15 protein-coding genes are annotated in these 14,456 nt (G+C 66.5%); 6 read left to right on the top strand and 9 right to left on the bottom strand.

Annotated elements, in window-relative coordinates; genetic code table 11:
• Positions 1-184: 184 nt before the first annotated feature.
• The 4 genes from KRX55_RS08210 to KRX55_RS08225 form a co-directional block, all read right to left on the bottom strand.
• On the bottom strand, positions 185-388 hold the full coding sequence (locus KRX55_RS08210) for a hypothetical protein (protein ID WP_218407273.1): 204 nt from the start codon (positions 386-388) through the stop codon (positions 185-187).
• 245 nt (positions 389-633) lie between these two features.
• On the bottom strand, positions 634-1,764 hold the full coding sequence (locus KRX55_RS08215; RefSeq protein WP_218407274.1) for a glutamate--cysteine ligase: 1,131 nt from the start codon (positions 1,762-1,764) through the stop codon (positions 634-636).
• Between the two features lie 41 nt (positions 1,765-1,805).
• Positions 1,806-2,483, bottom strand: coding sequence for a LytR C-terminal domain-containing protein (locus KRX55_RS08220; RefSeq protein ID WP_218407275.1), 678 nt, complete (start codon positions 2,481-2,483; stop codon positions 1,806-1,808).
• Between the two features lie 11 nt (positions 2,484-2,494).
• Positions 2,495-2,749 carry a DUF3263 domain-containing protein gene (locus KRX55_RS08225; protein WP_218407276.1) on the bottom strand — a complete coding sequence of 85 codons (255 nt, stop codon included), beginning with the start codon at positions 2,747-2,749 and terminating at the stop codon, positions 2,495-2,497.
• Between the two features lie 34 nt (positions 2,750-2,783).
• Here KRX55_RS08225 and KRX55_RS08230 point away from each other — a divergent pair, with 34 nt between their 5' ends.
• Both KRX55_RS08230 and KRX55_RS08235 read left to right on the top strand, forming a co-directional pair.
• A complete protein-coding gene (locus KRX55_RS08230; protein ID WP_218407277.1) occupies positions 2,784-3,467 on the top strand; it encodes a peptide deformylase in 684 nt (227 codons plus the stop codon).
• A gap of 2 nt (positions 3,468-3,469) precedes the next feature.
• Positions 3,470-4,471, top strand: a complete 1,002-nt coding sequence (locus tag KRX55_RS08235; RefSeq protein ID WP_370625796.1) for an N-acetylglutamate synthase, CG3035 family — start codon at positions 3,470-3,472, stop codon at positions 4,469-4,471.
• Here KRX55_RS08235 and KRX55_RS08240 read toward each other — a convergent pair.
• The gene (locus KRX55_RS08240) at positions 4,455-5,081 is read right to left on the bottom strand and encodes an RDD family protein (protein ID WP_218407278.1); all 627 of its coding nucleotides are present in this window, start codon (positions 5,079-5,081) and stop codon (positions 4,455-4,457) included. The two genes, KRX55_RS08235 and KRX55_RS08240, sit on opposite strands and share 17 nt — an antisense overlap.
• A gap of 85 nt (positions 5,082-5,166) precedes the next feature.
• On the opposite strand from KRX55_RS08240, the gene KRX55_RS08245 reads away from it, so the two are divergent.
• Together KRX55_RS08245 and KRX55_RS08250 are read left to right on the top strand one after the other, a co-directional pair.
• The gene (locus tag KRX55_RS08245; protein ID WP_218407279.1) at positions 5,167-5,973 is read left to right on the top strand and encodes an exodeoxyribonuclease III; all 807 of its coding nucleotides are present in this window, start codon (positions 5,167-5,169) and stop codon (positions 5,971-5,973) included.
• 5 nt (positions 5,974-5,978) lie between these two features.
• Positions 5,979-7,460 carry a phospholipase D-like domain-containing protein gene (locus tag KRX55_RS08250; RefSeq protein WP_218407280.1) on the top strand — a complete coding sequence of 494 codons (1,482 nt, stop codon included), beginning with the start codon at positions 5,979-5,981 and terminating at the stop codon, positions 7,458-7,460.
• Here the strand turns inward: KRX55_RS08250 and KRX55_RS08255 are convergent.
• Positions 7,441-8,661 (bottom strand): multidrug effflux MFS transporter, encoded by a 1,221-nt coding sequence (locus tag KRX55_RS08255; protein WP_218407281.1) that lies wholly within the window; start codon positions 8,659-8,661, stop codon positions 7,441-7,443. The genes KRX55_RS08250 and KRX55_RS08255 overlap by 20 nt on opposite strands.
• Before the next feature lie 574 nt (positions 8,662-9,235).
• Here KRX55_RS08255 and thiC point away from each other — a divergent pair.
• Positions 9,236-10,939, top strand: a complete 1,704-nt coding sequence (gene thiC / locus KRX55_RS08260; protein WP_218407282.1) for a phosphomethylpyrimidine synthase ThiC — start codon at positions 9,236-9,238, stop codon at positions 10,937-10,939.
• Positions 10,940-11,073: 134 nt separating this feature from the next.
• Complete coding sequence (locus KRX55_RS08265; protein WP_218407283.1) at positions 11,074-11,274, top strand: hypothetical protein; 201 nt, start codon at positions 11,074-11,076, stop codon at positions 11,272-11,274.
• Between the two features lie 707 nt (positions 11,275-11,981).
• Here KRX55_RS08265 and KRX55_RS08270 read toward each other — a convergent pair.
• The 3 genes from KRX55_RS08270 to KRX55_RS08280 all read right to left on the bottom strand — a co-directional run bounded on the left by KRX55_RS08270 (position 11,982) and on the right by KRX55_RS08280 (position 14,074).
• On the bottom strand, positions 11,982-12,182 hold the full coding sequence (locus KRX55_RS08270) for a hypothetical protein (protein WP_218407284.1): 201 nt from the start codon (positions 12,180-12,182) through the stop codon (positions 11,982-11,984).
• 137 nt (positions 12,183-12,319) lie between these two features.
• Complete coding sequence (locus tag KRX55_RS08275; RefSeq protein ID WP_218407285.1) at positions 12,320-13,084, bottom strand: multidrug ABC transporter permease; 765 nt, start codon at positions 13,082-13,084, stop codon at positions 12,320-12,322.
• Positions 13,085-13,087: 3 nt separating this feature from the next.
• Complete coding sequence (locus tag KRX55_RS08280; RefSeq protein WP_218407286.1) at positions 13,088-14,074, bottom strand: ABC transporter ATP-binding protein; 987 nt, start codon at positions 14,072-14,074, stop codon at positions 13,088-13,090.
• Between the last annotated feature and the right edge of the window lie 382 nt (positions 14,075-14,456).

Raw genomic sequence — 14,456 nt, forward strand, 5'->3', positions numbered from 1 at the left:
ATCACCCCCAGCTCCTGCGATTTGGTTGGCGCGGTTTCCGTGATGGAGGCTCCCAACTACGTTAATTTAATCGCGGTGGGGGCCCGCTGGCCCTCGACCCCGGGTCGCGCGGGGTGGGGTGCACCCCGGTTTGGTTCGGGTGGTGCACCCCTCATCGGATTCCCGCGGGTGTCCCCGGCCCCGATCAGTGCCGTCTGGGCGCCACAGGGGACAGAACGGCCTCAACCCCTGCGGTCACGAACGCCGTGAGTACCAGTGCGCAACCGCCGAGGACCGCCGACATCTGCCAGTCGGGGGCGAGGAACAGGCCGCCGGTGACGGCCACGAGCAGACCCACCAAACCGATGAGAACTGCCTTCGAGTAGGGGCTGATACGGGCGTCGCTCACGATGGTGCTTTCCCGCCGCGCGGTGGCGACGTTGTCCGAATGTATCCGTTCACTTCTGAACGCTTTTACATTGGGTAAATGTAGACCAGTTCGGACTCGAGCAAAAACCCGGCGAAAACGCGCTCGATTGACTAAACAAACTCCTGAGCTGCAAATTCAGTGAATGGCGACACCTGCCTACGGACACCGACGTGTCCGATCAGTCGTCCACCCGACCAGAGTGAATGCGTTCACACACCGGCGGGTCAGGGCCGACCGTTGACCAGCTCGGTGCAGGTCAGATCGACGACATCACGCCAGTCGCCCGTCTTTTCCATCAGTTTCCGCTGACGCCGGTAGGCCGCACCCCTGTCGATGATCCCGTGGACCATGTCGAGCTCAGCCGCGCAGCCCAGTTCCCCGGCGAGCGGCTCCAGTACACCGACGATCCGCCGGATGTCATCGACGACGCTCACCGTGTCGGTGTTCCGGGAGCAGATGATGTCGGCCTCCATCCCGTACCGGGCGGCACGCCACTTGTTCTCCCGGACATGCCAGGGCTGCAGTGACGGCAGAGTCTCCCCGGCCTCGAAGGCGCGGTCGTAGTACACCACGAGACAGTGCGTGAGCGCGGTGAGCGCAGCCAACTCCCGGAGGTTGCTCGGCGCGTCGGACACGCGGACCTCGATTGTTCCCCACTTCGCTGAGGGACGGATGTCGAAGTGCATGGAACCCGTGTGGTCGATGACCCCGGACTTGTCCTGCTGCCGCAGATACTCGGTCCACTGGCTCCAGGTGTTGAAGCCGTAGGGCGCTCCCGCGGTGGGCAGCTGCTGGTAGAGCATCGTCCGGTTGGACGCGTACCCGGTGTCCAACCCGTTCCATCCGGGAGAGCCGGCGCTCAGCGCCAGGAGGTGTGGATAGTTGGTCATCAGGGCGTTGATGATCGGCCAGACCTTCGCCTCGTGGCTGACGCCGACGTGGACATGCAGGCCCCAGATCAGCATCTGCCGACCCCAGAACCGGGTCCGCCGGATGATCTCGGTGTAGGGGCTCTTGTCGGAGACCTCCTGCTCCCGCCAGTCGGAGAAGGGATGGGATCCGGCGGACCACAGTCGGACACCCATCTCATCGGCGCACTCCCGGAGGGAGTCGAGTCCGGAGCTCAGTTCCGCGACGGCCTCGGGGACCGTGTGGCAGACCCCGGTGACCATCTCCACGGTGTTCTTCAGAAACTCGGGCTCGAGCTGCAGGTCGGGGCGGCGGGCGGACATGAGCTTGATCATGTCCGCCGCCCGTGGGGTGAGATCGCGGGTCTCCGGGTCGATGAGCCCGATCTCCCATTCCACCCCGAGCGTCGGCTCCGGGGAACGGTTGAAGTTCATGTGATCAGCCATGTCGGCTCCTTGGGGGACGGAACGGAAGAAGAGATACCCGTCTAGAGGTTGACGTCACCCGTGAGAACGACGACGACACCGCCGGCGGGCGCGGACCCGAGTTCCGGGGTCCGCGGATTCGCGGGGATACCGAGTGCGGCGCCGACTTCACGGGCCGCGGCTTCTTCCGTAGGGTTTCCGGCGGTGTAGTAGACGGCTGAAGCCGGGAGGTAGGTTTCCGCGAGGTTGCCCACTTCCCCCACCTTCCAGCCCTGTCCTGTGAGCTTGTCGGCGACCCGATTGGCGAGGCCCTGGATCGTCGAATTGTTGAGCGTGTGCACGGTCACCGTCCGCGGATCGCCTGCGGTAGCTGGCGGCGTGGCGGGCTGTGCGGGTGCCGCTGACGCCGTCCCGGGATCGGTTGCGGGCGCTGCGGGGTCGGGTTGCGGGGCCTTCTGGTCCCGCGGAGTGGCGGCGGGTGCGGCCGGGCTGACCTCAGTACTGGTGGCTGCGGCCGAACTGGTTCCTTCGCCTGCGACGGGGGTGTTGTCGGAGTCGTCGCCACGGAGACCGGCGAACAGTGCCCAGGCCGCGAGCAGTACAGCGACCGCGGCCAGGATCATGGCGAGCCCCCGGAGCGGCAGTTGCCGCGCCTCACTCACCGGCGCGGCGGCAGCGGCGGCGTCTTCGGGGTGGCCTTCGCGGGCCCGGGACTCGTCATCGTGTTTGTTGGGGGACACAGAGAGTGATCTTAGCCGCTTTTCGCTCTCCGCCGTGATTCGGCTCGCTGATCTCTCATCCTCCGGAGCCTGGCGACGAGTGTGGGATGCGCCGCCGCGGCGGCGGGATCGTCGAGGAGCCTGTTGAGTCGCTGATGGTAACGCACCGCACTGATCCCCAGCGTACGGGTGATCGCCTCCTCCCTGGCACCCGGCGAACGGGGGGCTGTCTCCGCGAATTCCAGCAGTCTGGCGTCGAACTCGGACAGCGGTGAGGAGGCGGACATGGCTTCAGTCTAGAGGTGAACTAAACTCCCGGGTATGACTGTCCGACCCATCGTTATCCACGGCGACCCGGTGCTGCACAACCCGACCGCACCGGTCACCGAGTCCCCCGCGGAACTGCGGGAACTCATCCACGACATGTACGAGACCATGGACGTAGCCCACGGTGTCGGTCTCGCGGCGAACCAGATCGGCGTGGGTAAGCGGCTGTTCGTCTACAGCTGCCCCGATATCGAGGGACCGAACGGTTCGGAGAAGCCGAAGGAGGAGATCGAGGCCAACGGTGGACCGGTCCGCCGCGGCTGCGTGATCAACCCCGTGCTCGAGACCTCCGAGATCCCGCTGTCCATGCCGCGCGACGACGGCGAGGACGACGAGGGTTGTCTGTCCGTCCCGGGCGAGACGTTCCCGACGGGCCGGGCCGACTGGGCCCGCGTCACCGGAACCGACGCCGAGGGCAACGAGATCAGCATCGAGGGTTACGGGCTGTTCGCCCGGTGCCTGCAGCACGAGGTCGGTCACCTCGACGGGTTCCTCTACACCGACACCCTCATCGGCCGGCACCGGCGCGCGGCGAAGAAGACCATCAAGCGCAACGGATGGACGGAAGCGGGCCTGACCTGGATGCCCGGCGCGGACGAGGACCCGTTCGGACACGATGACCCCGCCCCGGCCGAGGACCCCGACATCCCGCCCGCGCTGCGCAAGAACACGGACTGACCGTGCAACGACGCGCCCCGCGCCCCGGCGACCGGGTGATTGTCAGGCGCCGCATCCCGGACACCCCCGGCCACCTGACCGATGTCATCGGGCACGTCGTCTCCCTGGACCCGCTGGTGGTGCGCCCCCAGTCCGTCGGCGGGCTGCCCTCCGACGCCGAGGCCGTGACGATCCCGGATGAGCTCGTCCAGGTGTGCAAGGTCCTGCCGCCCCGCCGGGTCCGCAACAGCGACATCCGGGCGGTGGAGACGGCGACCGCGGCCGCCTTCCCCGGCATCGAGCACCGCTGGTGCGGCCAGTGGCTGCTGCGCGCGGGCGACGGCATCACCGAACGCTCCAATTCCGCGGCTCCGCTCGGTCGTTCCGCCGGGCTGAGCGAGGTCCCGCTCCGCGAGATCGAGGCCTTCTACGCCGAACACGACCTACCGGTGCGGATCCTCATCCCCGACCGGATCGGGAATCCGGCACGGACGGTCTGCGCGGGCCCCGCGTGGCGCACGGGACCGGACATCGTCGTGATGACCCGGCCGCTCCACGACCTCCCCACACCGGATCTGCCCGACGGGGTGACGCACAGGGTCGATGAACAGCCCGATGAGGAGTGGCTGGCGCTCTACCACTTCCGGGGCCGACCACTTCCCGAGCATGCGCTGAACCTCCTGCGCACACGCATCGACGGCCACATGGGATTCGGCAGGCTGCTCGACGCGACCGGGCGGACCCTCGCCATCACCAGAGGCACGATCACGGAGTCCGGCGACGGACGGACCTGGCTGGGGTACTCCGCCGTCGAGGTCGTCGCCGATCACCGGCGACGGGGGCTAGGCACCCAGCTCGGGACCGCGATGCTGCACTGGGGCGCACGGAACGGGGCGGAGATGGCGTACCTGCAGGTACTGGCCGCCAACACCGCCGGGATCGGTCTCTACGACAAACTGGGGTTCATCGAACACCACCGGCACCGCTACGCGGAACTCGACCCACGGGTCACTCCCGGACGGTGACCCGGGTGCGGGCGAAGCGGTCGTGCGGCCCCATCCCGTAGGCGTCGAGCTTCGCTGATCCAGCCAGCCAGATGCCGACCGCGAGCGCGGCGACCGGCCCCGCGACGGGGATCGCGGGAATGAGGAGCCACAGGTTGCGCCGCACGGCCTGCCCCACCTCGACCGGGCAGTCCGCGGGCCCCGTGACCCGGAGACCGAGCATCCTCTTTCCCGGGCCACCACCGCTCGTGTCACCGAGGACCCGCCAGATCCAGAACGGCAGTGGCCCGGCCAGCAAGGTGAGGTACCAGAGCGCGTTTCCGGTGCCGATGGCGACGGTCACGGTGAGAATCAGGTAGAGGGCGGAGAAGATCGCGGCATCCAACGCCAACGCCGCCGCCCGCGAGCGGACCGGGGCGTTGAGCAGGTCCCGGGGCCCGCTGTTCAGCCCCGGGGTGAAGGCGCTGAAACGTTCCATCTGGTCATGTTCCACCGGAACGGTGAACGGGGTCCGGATCACGGCTCCCGTCCGCTGCACGCGGTCCACGACCTCCGGGATCCGGATCCTCGCCCGGGGCCGGGGTACGTCATCTCGGCGACCGGCCGGAGATGTACCGTCGGGGAAAGTCATCGTGTCGTCCACCTCTCTCACCTGATGAACGCGCCACCACCACGCCAGGTTCCCGGCGAGCCCGTTCACAGCTAACCTCGTGTGTATGCGCATCGCCACGTTCAACGTCAATTCGGCCCGGGCCCGGGCCGACCGGATGGTCGGCTTCCTGACGCGTCACGACGTGGACGTCCTGGCTGTACAGGAGACGAAGTGCCGGGATGACCAGTTCCCCCACCTGCCCTTCGAGCAAGCCGGGTACGAGGTCGCCCACGTCGGCTACGGCCAGTGGAACGGGGTCGCCCTGATCTCCCGGATCGGTCTCGAGGACGTCGCCGACCACTTTCCCGGGCAGCCCGGATTCGCCAGGAACGTGGCCGACGAACAGGCGGTGGAGGCACGCGCGATCGGGGCGACGTGCGGCGGGGTCCGGGTGTGGAGCCTGTACGTCCCGAACGGTCGCGAGATCGCCGACCGCCACTACGAGTACAAGCTCCGCTGGCTCGATGCGTTCTCGGCCCACGTCCGCGGGGTGCTCGCCGACGATCCCTCGGCGAAACTGCTCTGTACCGGCGACTTCAACATCGCCCCCACCGACGCGGACGTGTGGGACCGCCGCTTCTTCGACGGCAAGACCCACGTCACCGAGCCGGAGCGGGCGTTCTTCCAGCAGCTCACCGAATCCGGTCTGGTGGAGACGACGAGGCGGTTCACGCCCGGTGAATACACCTACTGGGACTACAAGGCGATGCGCTTCGGCCGGGACGAGGGCATGCGGATCGATTTCCACCTGGCCAGCACCGCCCTGGCGGAGACCGCGCGGGCGGGATTCATCGACAGGGAGGAACGCGCCGGTGACGGTGCCTCCGATCACGCCCCCGTGGTCGTGGACTACGCCGTCGACGAGGACTAGACCGGATGACCGATGTCCTCTCCTCACTGACGTCACTCGAATGGTGGCGGTCCGCGGGCCTCGTGCTCGACTACGTCGTCAAGATCATCGCCGTCGGCACCGTCGCCCAGGACCGGAAACCCAGCTCCTCCTCCGCGTGGCTGCTCGCGATCCTCTTCGTCCCGGTCATCGGACTGCCCCTGTTCCTGATGATGGGCAGCCCCTACATCAACCGACGCCGTCACCGTATCCAGATGGAGGCGCAGGCGATGGTGGGGACACCAATGGCGGAGATGCCTGCGATCCCGGAGGGCGCCGAACTCTCCGACGAGGTCGCGTCGGTGGTACGACTGAACGACACGCTGACCGACCTCCCCGCGGTGTATTCCCGGTTCCACGGCCTCTACCCCGACTACCACGGGTCCATCGCCGCGATGGCGGCGGCGGTCGACGCCGCGGAGAACACGGTCCACGCCCAGATCTACATCGTCGCGTGGGATGAGACCACGGACGTGTTCTTCAGCGCCTGCCGCCGCGCCGCCGCCCGCGGCGTCGCGGTCCGCCTGTTGTTCGACCAGGTGGGCAGCTGGAAGTACCCCGGCTACCGGAAACTCGGACGACGCCTGACCGAGGCGGGCATCGACTGGCACCTGACCATGCCCCTGAAGCCGTTCCACTGGAGGTTCCGCCGCCCCGATCTGCGCAACCACCGCAAGCTCCTGATCATCGACGGGCACACCGGTTTCATCGGCTCCCAGAACATGATCGAACCCGGCTACCTGTCCCGCAGAAACCACCGTTCCGGCCGGGAGTGGGTGGACATCATGGTCAAGCTCTCGGGGCCCGTCGTCGAGGCGATGGAGATGATCTTCGCCGTCGACTGGTACCAGGAGACGGACACCATCATCGAACTCCCCGCGAGGTCGGACACCGGTCCGTGCGCCGGTGACGAGATCGTGCAGCTCGTCCCCTCGGGGCCGGGCTACGCCACCGAACCCAATCTGCGGTTGTTCAACTCGATGGTGCACCACGCCAAGGAACACCTGATCCTGTGCAGCCCCTACTTCATCCCGGACGACTCACTCATGGAGGCGATCCTCACGGCCTGCTACCGCGGGGTCCGGGTCGATCTGCTGGTCAACGAGGTCTCCGACCAGTTCATGGTCGGCCACGCCCAGGCCAGCTACTACAAGATGCTCATGGAGGCCGGCGTGCACATCCACCGCTACCCGGCTCCGATGATCCTGCACACCAAGTTCGCGCTCGCCGACCCGGAGGGCGACACCATCGGTGTCCTCGGATCCTCCAACATGGACATGCGCAGTTTCGGCCTGAACTACGAGGTGACCCTCATGGTGGTCTCCGGGGAGATCTCCAGGGAGCTCACCGAACTCGCCGCGGTCTACCTCGACCGGTGCACGGAGCTCACCCACGAACAGTGGTCGCGGCGGGGACTCGGAAAGCGCTACCTGGACAACGCGATGCGGCTCACGGCTGCTCTCCAGTGATCCTCCGGGTGAGGGCACCGGCGACGAGGGTGCCGCACAGTGAAAGGCCGACGCTCACGGTCACCACGAGCCCGAGCGCCACCACGGGATCACCGCCCAGTCCGACCAGAGGGCTCACCGCACCGGCGACCAGGAACTGGCAGAACCCCATGACCGCCGACCCGAGTCCGGCGTGGGACCGGACCGTGGACACCCCGAGAGCGGTGGCGTTGCCGAAGATCCCGGGCATGTGCCCGAGTGCGATGAACAGTGCCGCCAGCACCACCGGGAGATGCCCCCCGGACAGCAGGGCGTCGCCCAGCAGAACCAGCCCGCAACAGAGCACGACGCACCCCGCCACCCGTAGAACCGACGCGGGCTCGAACCGTCGGACCAGGCGGGAATTGACCAGAGACCCGGTGACGAGCGCGACGGAGTTCACCGCGAACACGATCGAGTAGGTCCGGGGGCTCATCCCGAAATGGTCGATGAAGACGAGCGGGCCTGCGGCGATGTAGCCGAAGAGCACGCCGGCGGCCGCCGCGAAACTCACGGTGTAGGCGGTGAACAACCGGGTGGACGCTACCGCGCGCACACCGTGGGTGAATGTGCTCCAGCCCCCGCCGCCACCCGGGACCCTGGGTCTGGATTCGCCGACGACCAGCAGCGCGACGGTCACCTGCACACCGGCGATCGCGGCGAGGATCCAGAACAGGCCCCGCCATCCGATCGGCTCGACGAGGAGACCACCCATCAGGGGAGCTATGACGGGCGCGATCCCCATCATCGCCATGAGCAGGGAGTACGCCTGCGCGGCACGACGCCCCTCCGCGAGATCCGCGACGATGGCCCGCGCCAGCACCACGCACGCCCCGTTCGCGAGTCCCATCACCGCACGGACAGCAACCAAAACGCCGACGGACGGGGCGAGAGCGGAGGCGACGGCGCACACCACGGAGAGAACGGTCGCCGCGACCAGCGGTGGACGGCGCCCGGTCACGTCGGACAGCGGCCCGGTGATGAGCTGCCCCACCGCCATGCCGACCATGAACGTGGTCAGCGTCAGCTGCGCCCAGACGGTCGTCGCACCGAGATCGTCACGCAGCGTCGGCAGGGCGGGCAGGTACATGTCGATGGCGAAGGGCCCCGCCGAGATCATCAGCGCCAGGGCGGCGAGCAGCCCCGCCCCCAGTTCCGGGCGCGGGGCGGGAACACGTCTCATACCGTCAGTCTCTTCCATCCGTCCCGGTTATCGTCACCGCGACAGTCTAACGTCGTACGCTGGGTGGTTGTATTCCACTCCGGCCGTGGCCGGGCAATCCTCCGAACCCGGCCCTGCACCGGCTCCCGGTCGGTTGGCGGCGCACCGTCGCACAGCATGAGCATCTCCGGATCCCGACCGTCTGCCCGGCCACCTGCGCCACGAATCGAAACGACGCCCACTCCACCTGCAGCAGCAGCGGTGAAGCGACGGCGGGACCCCTGCGACCGAGGGCTCACCCCGGGTCCCACCCCACAAGGGAAGTGAACGGCCCGTTTCCGGATCCGGGCCCTCCGCGCGTTTCCGTGCGCTTTCACCCGCTTCCCCGCCCCACCTGCGTCGAGACCGTACCCCCACCCAAGAGCCCGCCCAATCCGTCGCGATGTCGCCTGACGCTTGTTAGACTCGTGCGCACAACCTGTCAACCGCGGGAGCGTGGCCCGAACCACGCTGAGAGGGCACCTGAATCATCAGGGGGTGCCGACCGTTTCGAACCTGTCCGGATAATGCCGGCGTAGGGAGAGGAAACACAGCCATGCGCTCACGTACGCCCAGCGTCAACCCGAAGACCGCACCTCCGACCGAGGGGCAGGTCACCACGGGCCCGATCTACCGGAGCGAGAAGGTCTACGAGGATATCGACTTCGAGGGCACCACACTGCGGGTTCCGGCCCGCCGGATCAACCTGACCAACGGGGACCACTTCGACGTCTACGACACCTCGGGCATCTACACCCACACCGATCCGGATCTGAACCTGAAGGAGGGGCTGGCCAAGACCCGCGACTCCTGGCCCCACCCCGATGCCGTGCCCGCCTCCGCCGAGCACCCGGAGCTGAAGGTGCGCACGCAACTGGCGTGGGCCCGCGCCGGGATCATCACCCCCGAGATGGCGTTCATCGCCCACCGCGAGGGCTTCGATCCCGAGGTCGTGCGTGAGGAGGTCGCCGCGGGGCGTGCCGTGATCTGCGCGAACCACAACCACCCCGAGATCGAACCGATGATCATCGGCAAGAAGTTCGCGGTGAAGGTCAACGCCAACATGGGCAACTCCGCAGTGACCTCCTCCATCGCGGAGGAGGTGGAGAAGATGGTGTGGGCGACCCGCTGGGGGGCGGACACCATCATGGATCTGTCCACCGGGCGGGACATCCACGAGACCCGCGAGTGGATCCTGCGCAACTCCCCCGTCCCGGTCGGCACCGTCCCCATCTACGAGGCACTGGAGAAGGTCAAGGGCGATCCCACCAAGCTGACCTGGGAGATCTACCGGGACACCGTGATCGAGCAGTGCGAGCAGGGCGTGGACTACATGACCGTGCACGCGGGGGTCCTGCTGCGCTATGTTCCGCTCGCGGCGAACCGGGTCACCGGGATCGTGAGCCGGGGTGGGTCGATCATGGCGGCGTGGTGCCTCAACCGGCACGAGGAGTCCTTCCTGTACACGCACTTCGTGGAGCTGTGCGACATTCTCGCGAAGTACGACGTCACCTTCTCCCTCGGCGACGGGCTGCGCCCGGGATCGATCGCGGACGCGAACGACGAGGCGCAGCTCGCGGAGCTGCGCACGCTGGGCGAGTTGACGAAGGTGGCGAAGGAGCGCGGCTGCCAGGTGATGATCGAGGGCCCCGGTCACGTCCCCATGCACAAGATCGCGGTCAACGTGGAGTGGGAGGAGCAGTGGTGCGAGGAGGCCCCCTTCTACACGCTCGGCCCTCTGGCAACCGACATCGCCCCCGGCTACGACCACATCACCTCGGCGATCGGCGCCGCTATCATCGGCCAGGCCGGTACCGCGATGCTCTGCTACGTCACCCCGAAGGAACACCTCGGACTGCCCAACCGGGATGACGTGAAGACGGGTGTCATCACCTACAAGATCGCCGCCCACGCAGCGGACCTGGGCAAGGGGCATCCACGCGCCCAGGAACGGGACGACGCCCTGTCGACCGCACGCTTCGAGTTCCGGTGGCACGACCAGTTCGCGCTCGCACTCGATCCGGACACCGCCCTCGACTTCCACGACGAGACCCTGCCCGCGGAACCGGCGAAGACTGCCCACTTCTGCTCGATGTGCGGTCCGAAGTTCTGTTCCATGCGGATCTCCCAGGACGTGCGCGAGTACGCGAAGCAGCACGGGCTGGACAGCGTGGAGGCCATCGAGGCCGGGATGCAGGAGAAGTCGAGGGAGTTCGCCGAAGCGGGCGGACGCGTCTATCTGCCGATCAGCGCGACGTAGCGGCGGGCGGGATCCGGGGCGCCACCTCCGGCACACCGACCCGGGCTTCTCGAACAGATGGGGGTAACCCGTCCGGTGACTGTGGTGGAATATTCAGGTAAACGACCAGAGCAATCGAGGAGGGAGCTGCCACCGTGGCCATCACGATCAGGAAGACCAACAATGCAGAACTCCAGAAGCGTCGACGAGAGTTGACCGACAACCTCGAAGCTCGCATGACGTACCGGGATTACCGTGATCTGGCGCGATTGGGTCTGTTGTCCCCCGAGGACATGCAGGTCTACGAGGAGCTCCAGAAAACGGAGTTCCTCCTCGGCATGCAGCGTCGTGGATAGCACCGAGTTCTATACCTGGGCCGAGAGGTTCTTCCAAGAGCGCGAAGAGCTCCTCGTGCGGGTTCTACCCTTCACACCGAAAAGCGTGGTCGAGGTCAACGAGGATGAGTTGACGGCCAGCGGTGTTTTTGGAGGTGGAACTGGCCTACAGCGGCCCGGCCCTCCCCGTGGACTCGGAATCGACCTGCCCCGGCAGCGATCTGTACAGTGCCGAGATCACCTACCAGGCCGGTCCAGACCGTTCTGCAACCTTTCCGGTCATCGAGAACTCCTCATTCCAGATCCGTGCAGCCAAATCTCCGGCCGTGAGATTCGAGTATGAGCGAAACAAGACCTCAGTGCCTGCCGCTCGTATCCATGTCCACGGGGTCGGTGGTCTGTTGAGCCCGGGGCTCATGCGGAACGGGAAGAAAGGGGTCCGCAACGGCGACTGGCAGTCCCTTCATCTCCCCGTGGGCGGCCACCGATTCCGACCTTCGATGGAAGATTTCCTCTATTTCACAATCAACCAATGTGGCTTCCGCGCAAAAGAAAACTGGGAGGCCACGTTGCTTTCCACGCGCCGAGAGTGGCTCGACACGCAGTGCAGAGCGGCTGTCCGCGACTCCCCCGAAGTGGCTGTCGACGCTCTGAGACAACTCGGCCACACGATCACACCGCCAGAGACACCGCAGGGTCTCCCCCAACGACATGACGGCCGGTGAACGTCACCGACGTCGGATACTCCAGCGCCGGTAGCCCTCCCCGCAGAAACCGAGGAGCCCGGCGACACAGATGATGAAGGGTAGCGCGGCCCACCTGCCGTCGGGCACGGCGAACAGGATGGCGCCCAGTGCGATGACGCACAGCACGAGCACCAGGATCTGTGCGGTGAGCGCACGGTCGGACATCGTCCTGATCTTGTCCACGGTCGTGACCGTCCTCTCCGTCTTCGTGTCTCCACCCTGCCGCTGTCGCGAGGGTGCACCTCCACGATAGAAGATGACCCGCTGTGGGCGGCACACGTGTGCCGCCCACAGCGGGTCATGAGTATCCGGAATCAGGGTCAGGCGTCGCGCACATTCACCAGGACGGTGGCGATGACGAGCAGACCGAGCGCCCAGGCCGCGAAGTACCAGACGCTCCCGGTGACACCCCAGGGAGCTTCCGTCGCCTGGTTCTGCACGAAGGCGTTGAAGTTGTTGAAGGGGGCGAACTTGTAGATGTCCTCGCCGACCTTCGGAATCGCCACGTTGATGATCCCCTCCAGCGCGAAGTACCAGAGGAAGAGGATCGCGATGGCACCGGCTGTCTGACGGACGATCCACCCGATGGACTGGGAGAACACCATCAGCAGCGCCGCACTGAGCGGGTACGCCCACATGATGCGGCGGGACTGCTCTCCTCCCCAGATGTCCAGGGTGGCTGCGGAGGCGTCGGTGGCGACGAGCTTGGCGACATAGAAGGCCCCGAGCACGCCTATGAATGTCAGAGCTGAGGCGATGACGGTGTACAACAGGAGTTTCGCTATGACGACCAGCGTCCGGTTCGGGCACGCCTGGAACGTCGACTGGACGACCGAGTGCCGGTATTCACCGGTGACAACCATGACCGACTGGATCATGAGGACGAGGAAGCCGAAGGATGCGATCCCCGTGACGAGCATATCCGGCGGGAGTAGTCCATTCTCCTGCCCGTCGAGTCTCTGCGCACCGAAGACAAAGAGCGCGGAGGTACCGATGCTGAAGAACAGGAAGAGTACAGACGTCCACCAGAAGGCCTTCGTGGAATAGAGCTTGATCCACTCTGCGGCGAGAATTCTCGGAAACATGTGTCAGTTCTCCTCGTTCAGCTTCTGCTCGGTGGGTTCCGTCGTCGATCCGGGGATCTGGGGTTGCCCGGGAGCTTCACCCGCCTGATACTGCTGGGCGTGTCCGGTCATCTGGAGGAATGCCTCCTCGAGAGATGCCTTACGCTCCGTGAGCTCGGTGACCATGATTCCGGTGGAGTAGGCCAGAGCACCGATGAAGTCGGTGGTCCTCTCGTCGATGATGAGCTGGGGCCGCTTCTCCTGGTCGATGTCCTCCCGGTAGGAGATGTTCTCCTCATCGAGAACCTGGGTGAACTCCTTGTACTGTTCCGTACGCATGACGACCGAGGTCTTCGAGGACTCCTTGATGAAGTCGTACGTGGAGGAATCGGAGACCAGCTTTCCGCGACCGATGACGATGAGATGGTCCGCCGTCAGCGCCATCTCGGACAGCATGTGGGAACTGACCAGCACGGTCCGCCCCTCAGCGGCGAGGGCCTTCAGGAAGTCACGCACCCACCGGATGCCCTCCGGGTCCAGGCCGTTGACCGGCTCGTCGAGGAGCAGTACTCCGGGATCGCCCAGCAGCGCCGTCGCGAGACCGAGGCGTTGCCCCATGCCCAACGAGAATCCGCCGGTCTTCTTGCCCGCCACATCGGACAGTCCGACCAGGCCGAGAACCTCGTCGACCCGGCTCTTCGGGATCCCGTTGGATTTCGCGATCCACTTCAGGTGGTTCGCGGCACTGCGGTTCGGGTGGGTCGCCTTGGCGTCGAGGAGCGCTCCGACCTCCCGGAGCGGGTTCTTCAACTTGCGGTAGGGGACACCGTTGATGGTCGCGGTACCCGCGGTGGGCTTGTCGAGCCCGAGAATCATCCGCATCGTCGTCGACTTACCCGCACCGTTCGGTCCGAGGAAACCCGTGACCACCCCCGGGTTGACCGAGAAGGTCAGATCATCGACGGCACGGACCTGGCGGTACCTCTTGGTCAGGCCGGAAACTTCAATCATGCCCACTAGTGTGGCACAGGACGCGGGAGCGGGCGCGTGCAGCCCCCAGAAGCCCCCAAAGGTCACACCCGACGCCATGAGCCCCACCAGGTCACACCTCCCGAGCACGGAGACCCCGGAAACCGGACGGGGACGGCATTTCCGGGCGGACCACCGACTCAGGCCGCCGAAAGGCACCGGGCCCCGCCCCCATTCCGCGTCCAGTTCGGGGGAATTGTCCGGGGGGAGACCTGTCGGGTCCGCCGAGCCGGGGACGACTGCTGCCTCCGCGCACATCCCGGCGAATTCCGACGGTCACCGACCGCTCCCGCAGGGGGTTTCGGCTCCGGGTCCCCCGGTCGCGGACGTTGCCCGGGGTGCCGGCTTCCCGCGTGTCCGCGCC

Source organism: Corynebacterium sp. TAE3-ERU16 (assembly GCF_019209935.1).
GTDB classification, from domain to species: domain Bacteria; phylum Actinomycetota; class Actinomycetes; order Mycobacteriales; family Mycobacteriaceae; genus Corynebacterium; species Corynebacterium antarcticum.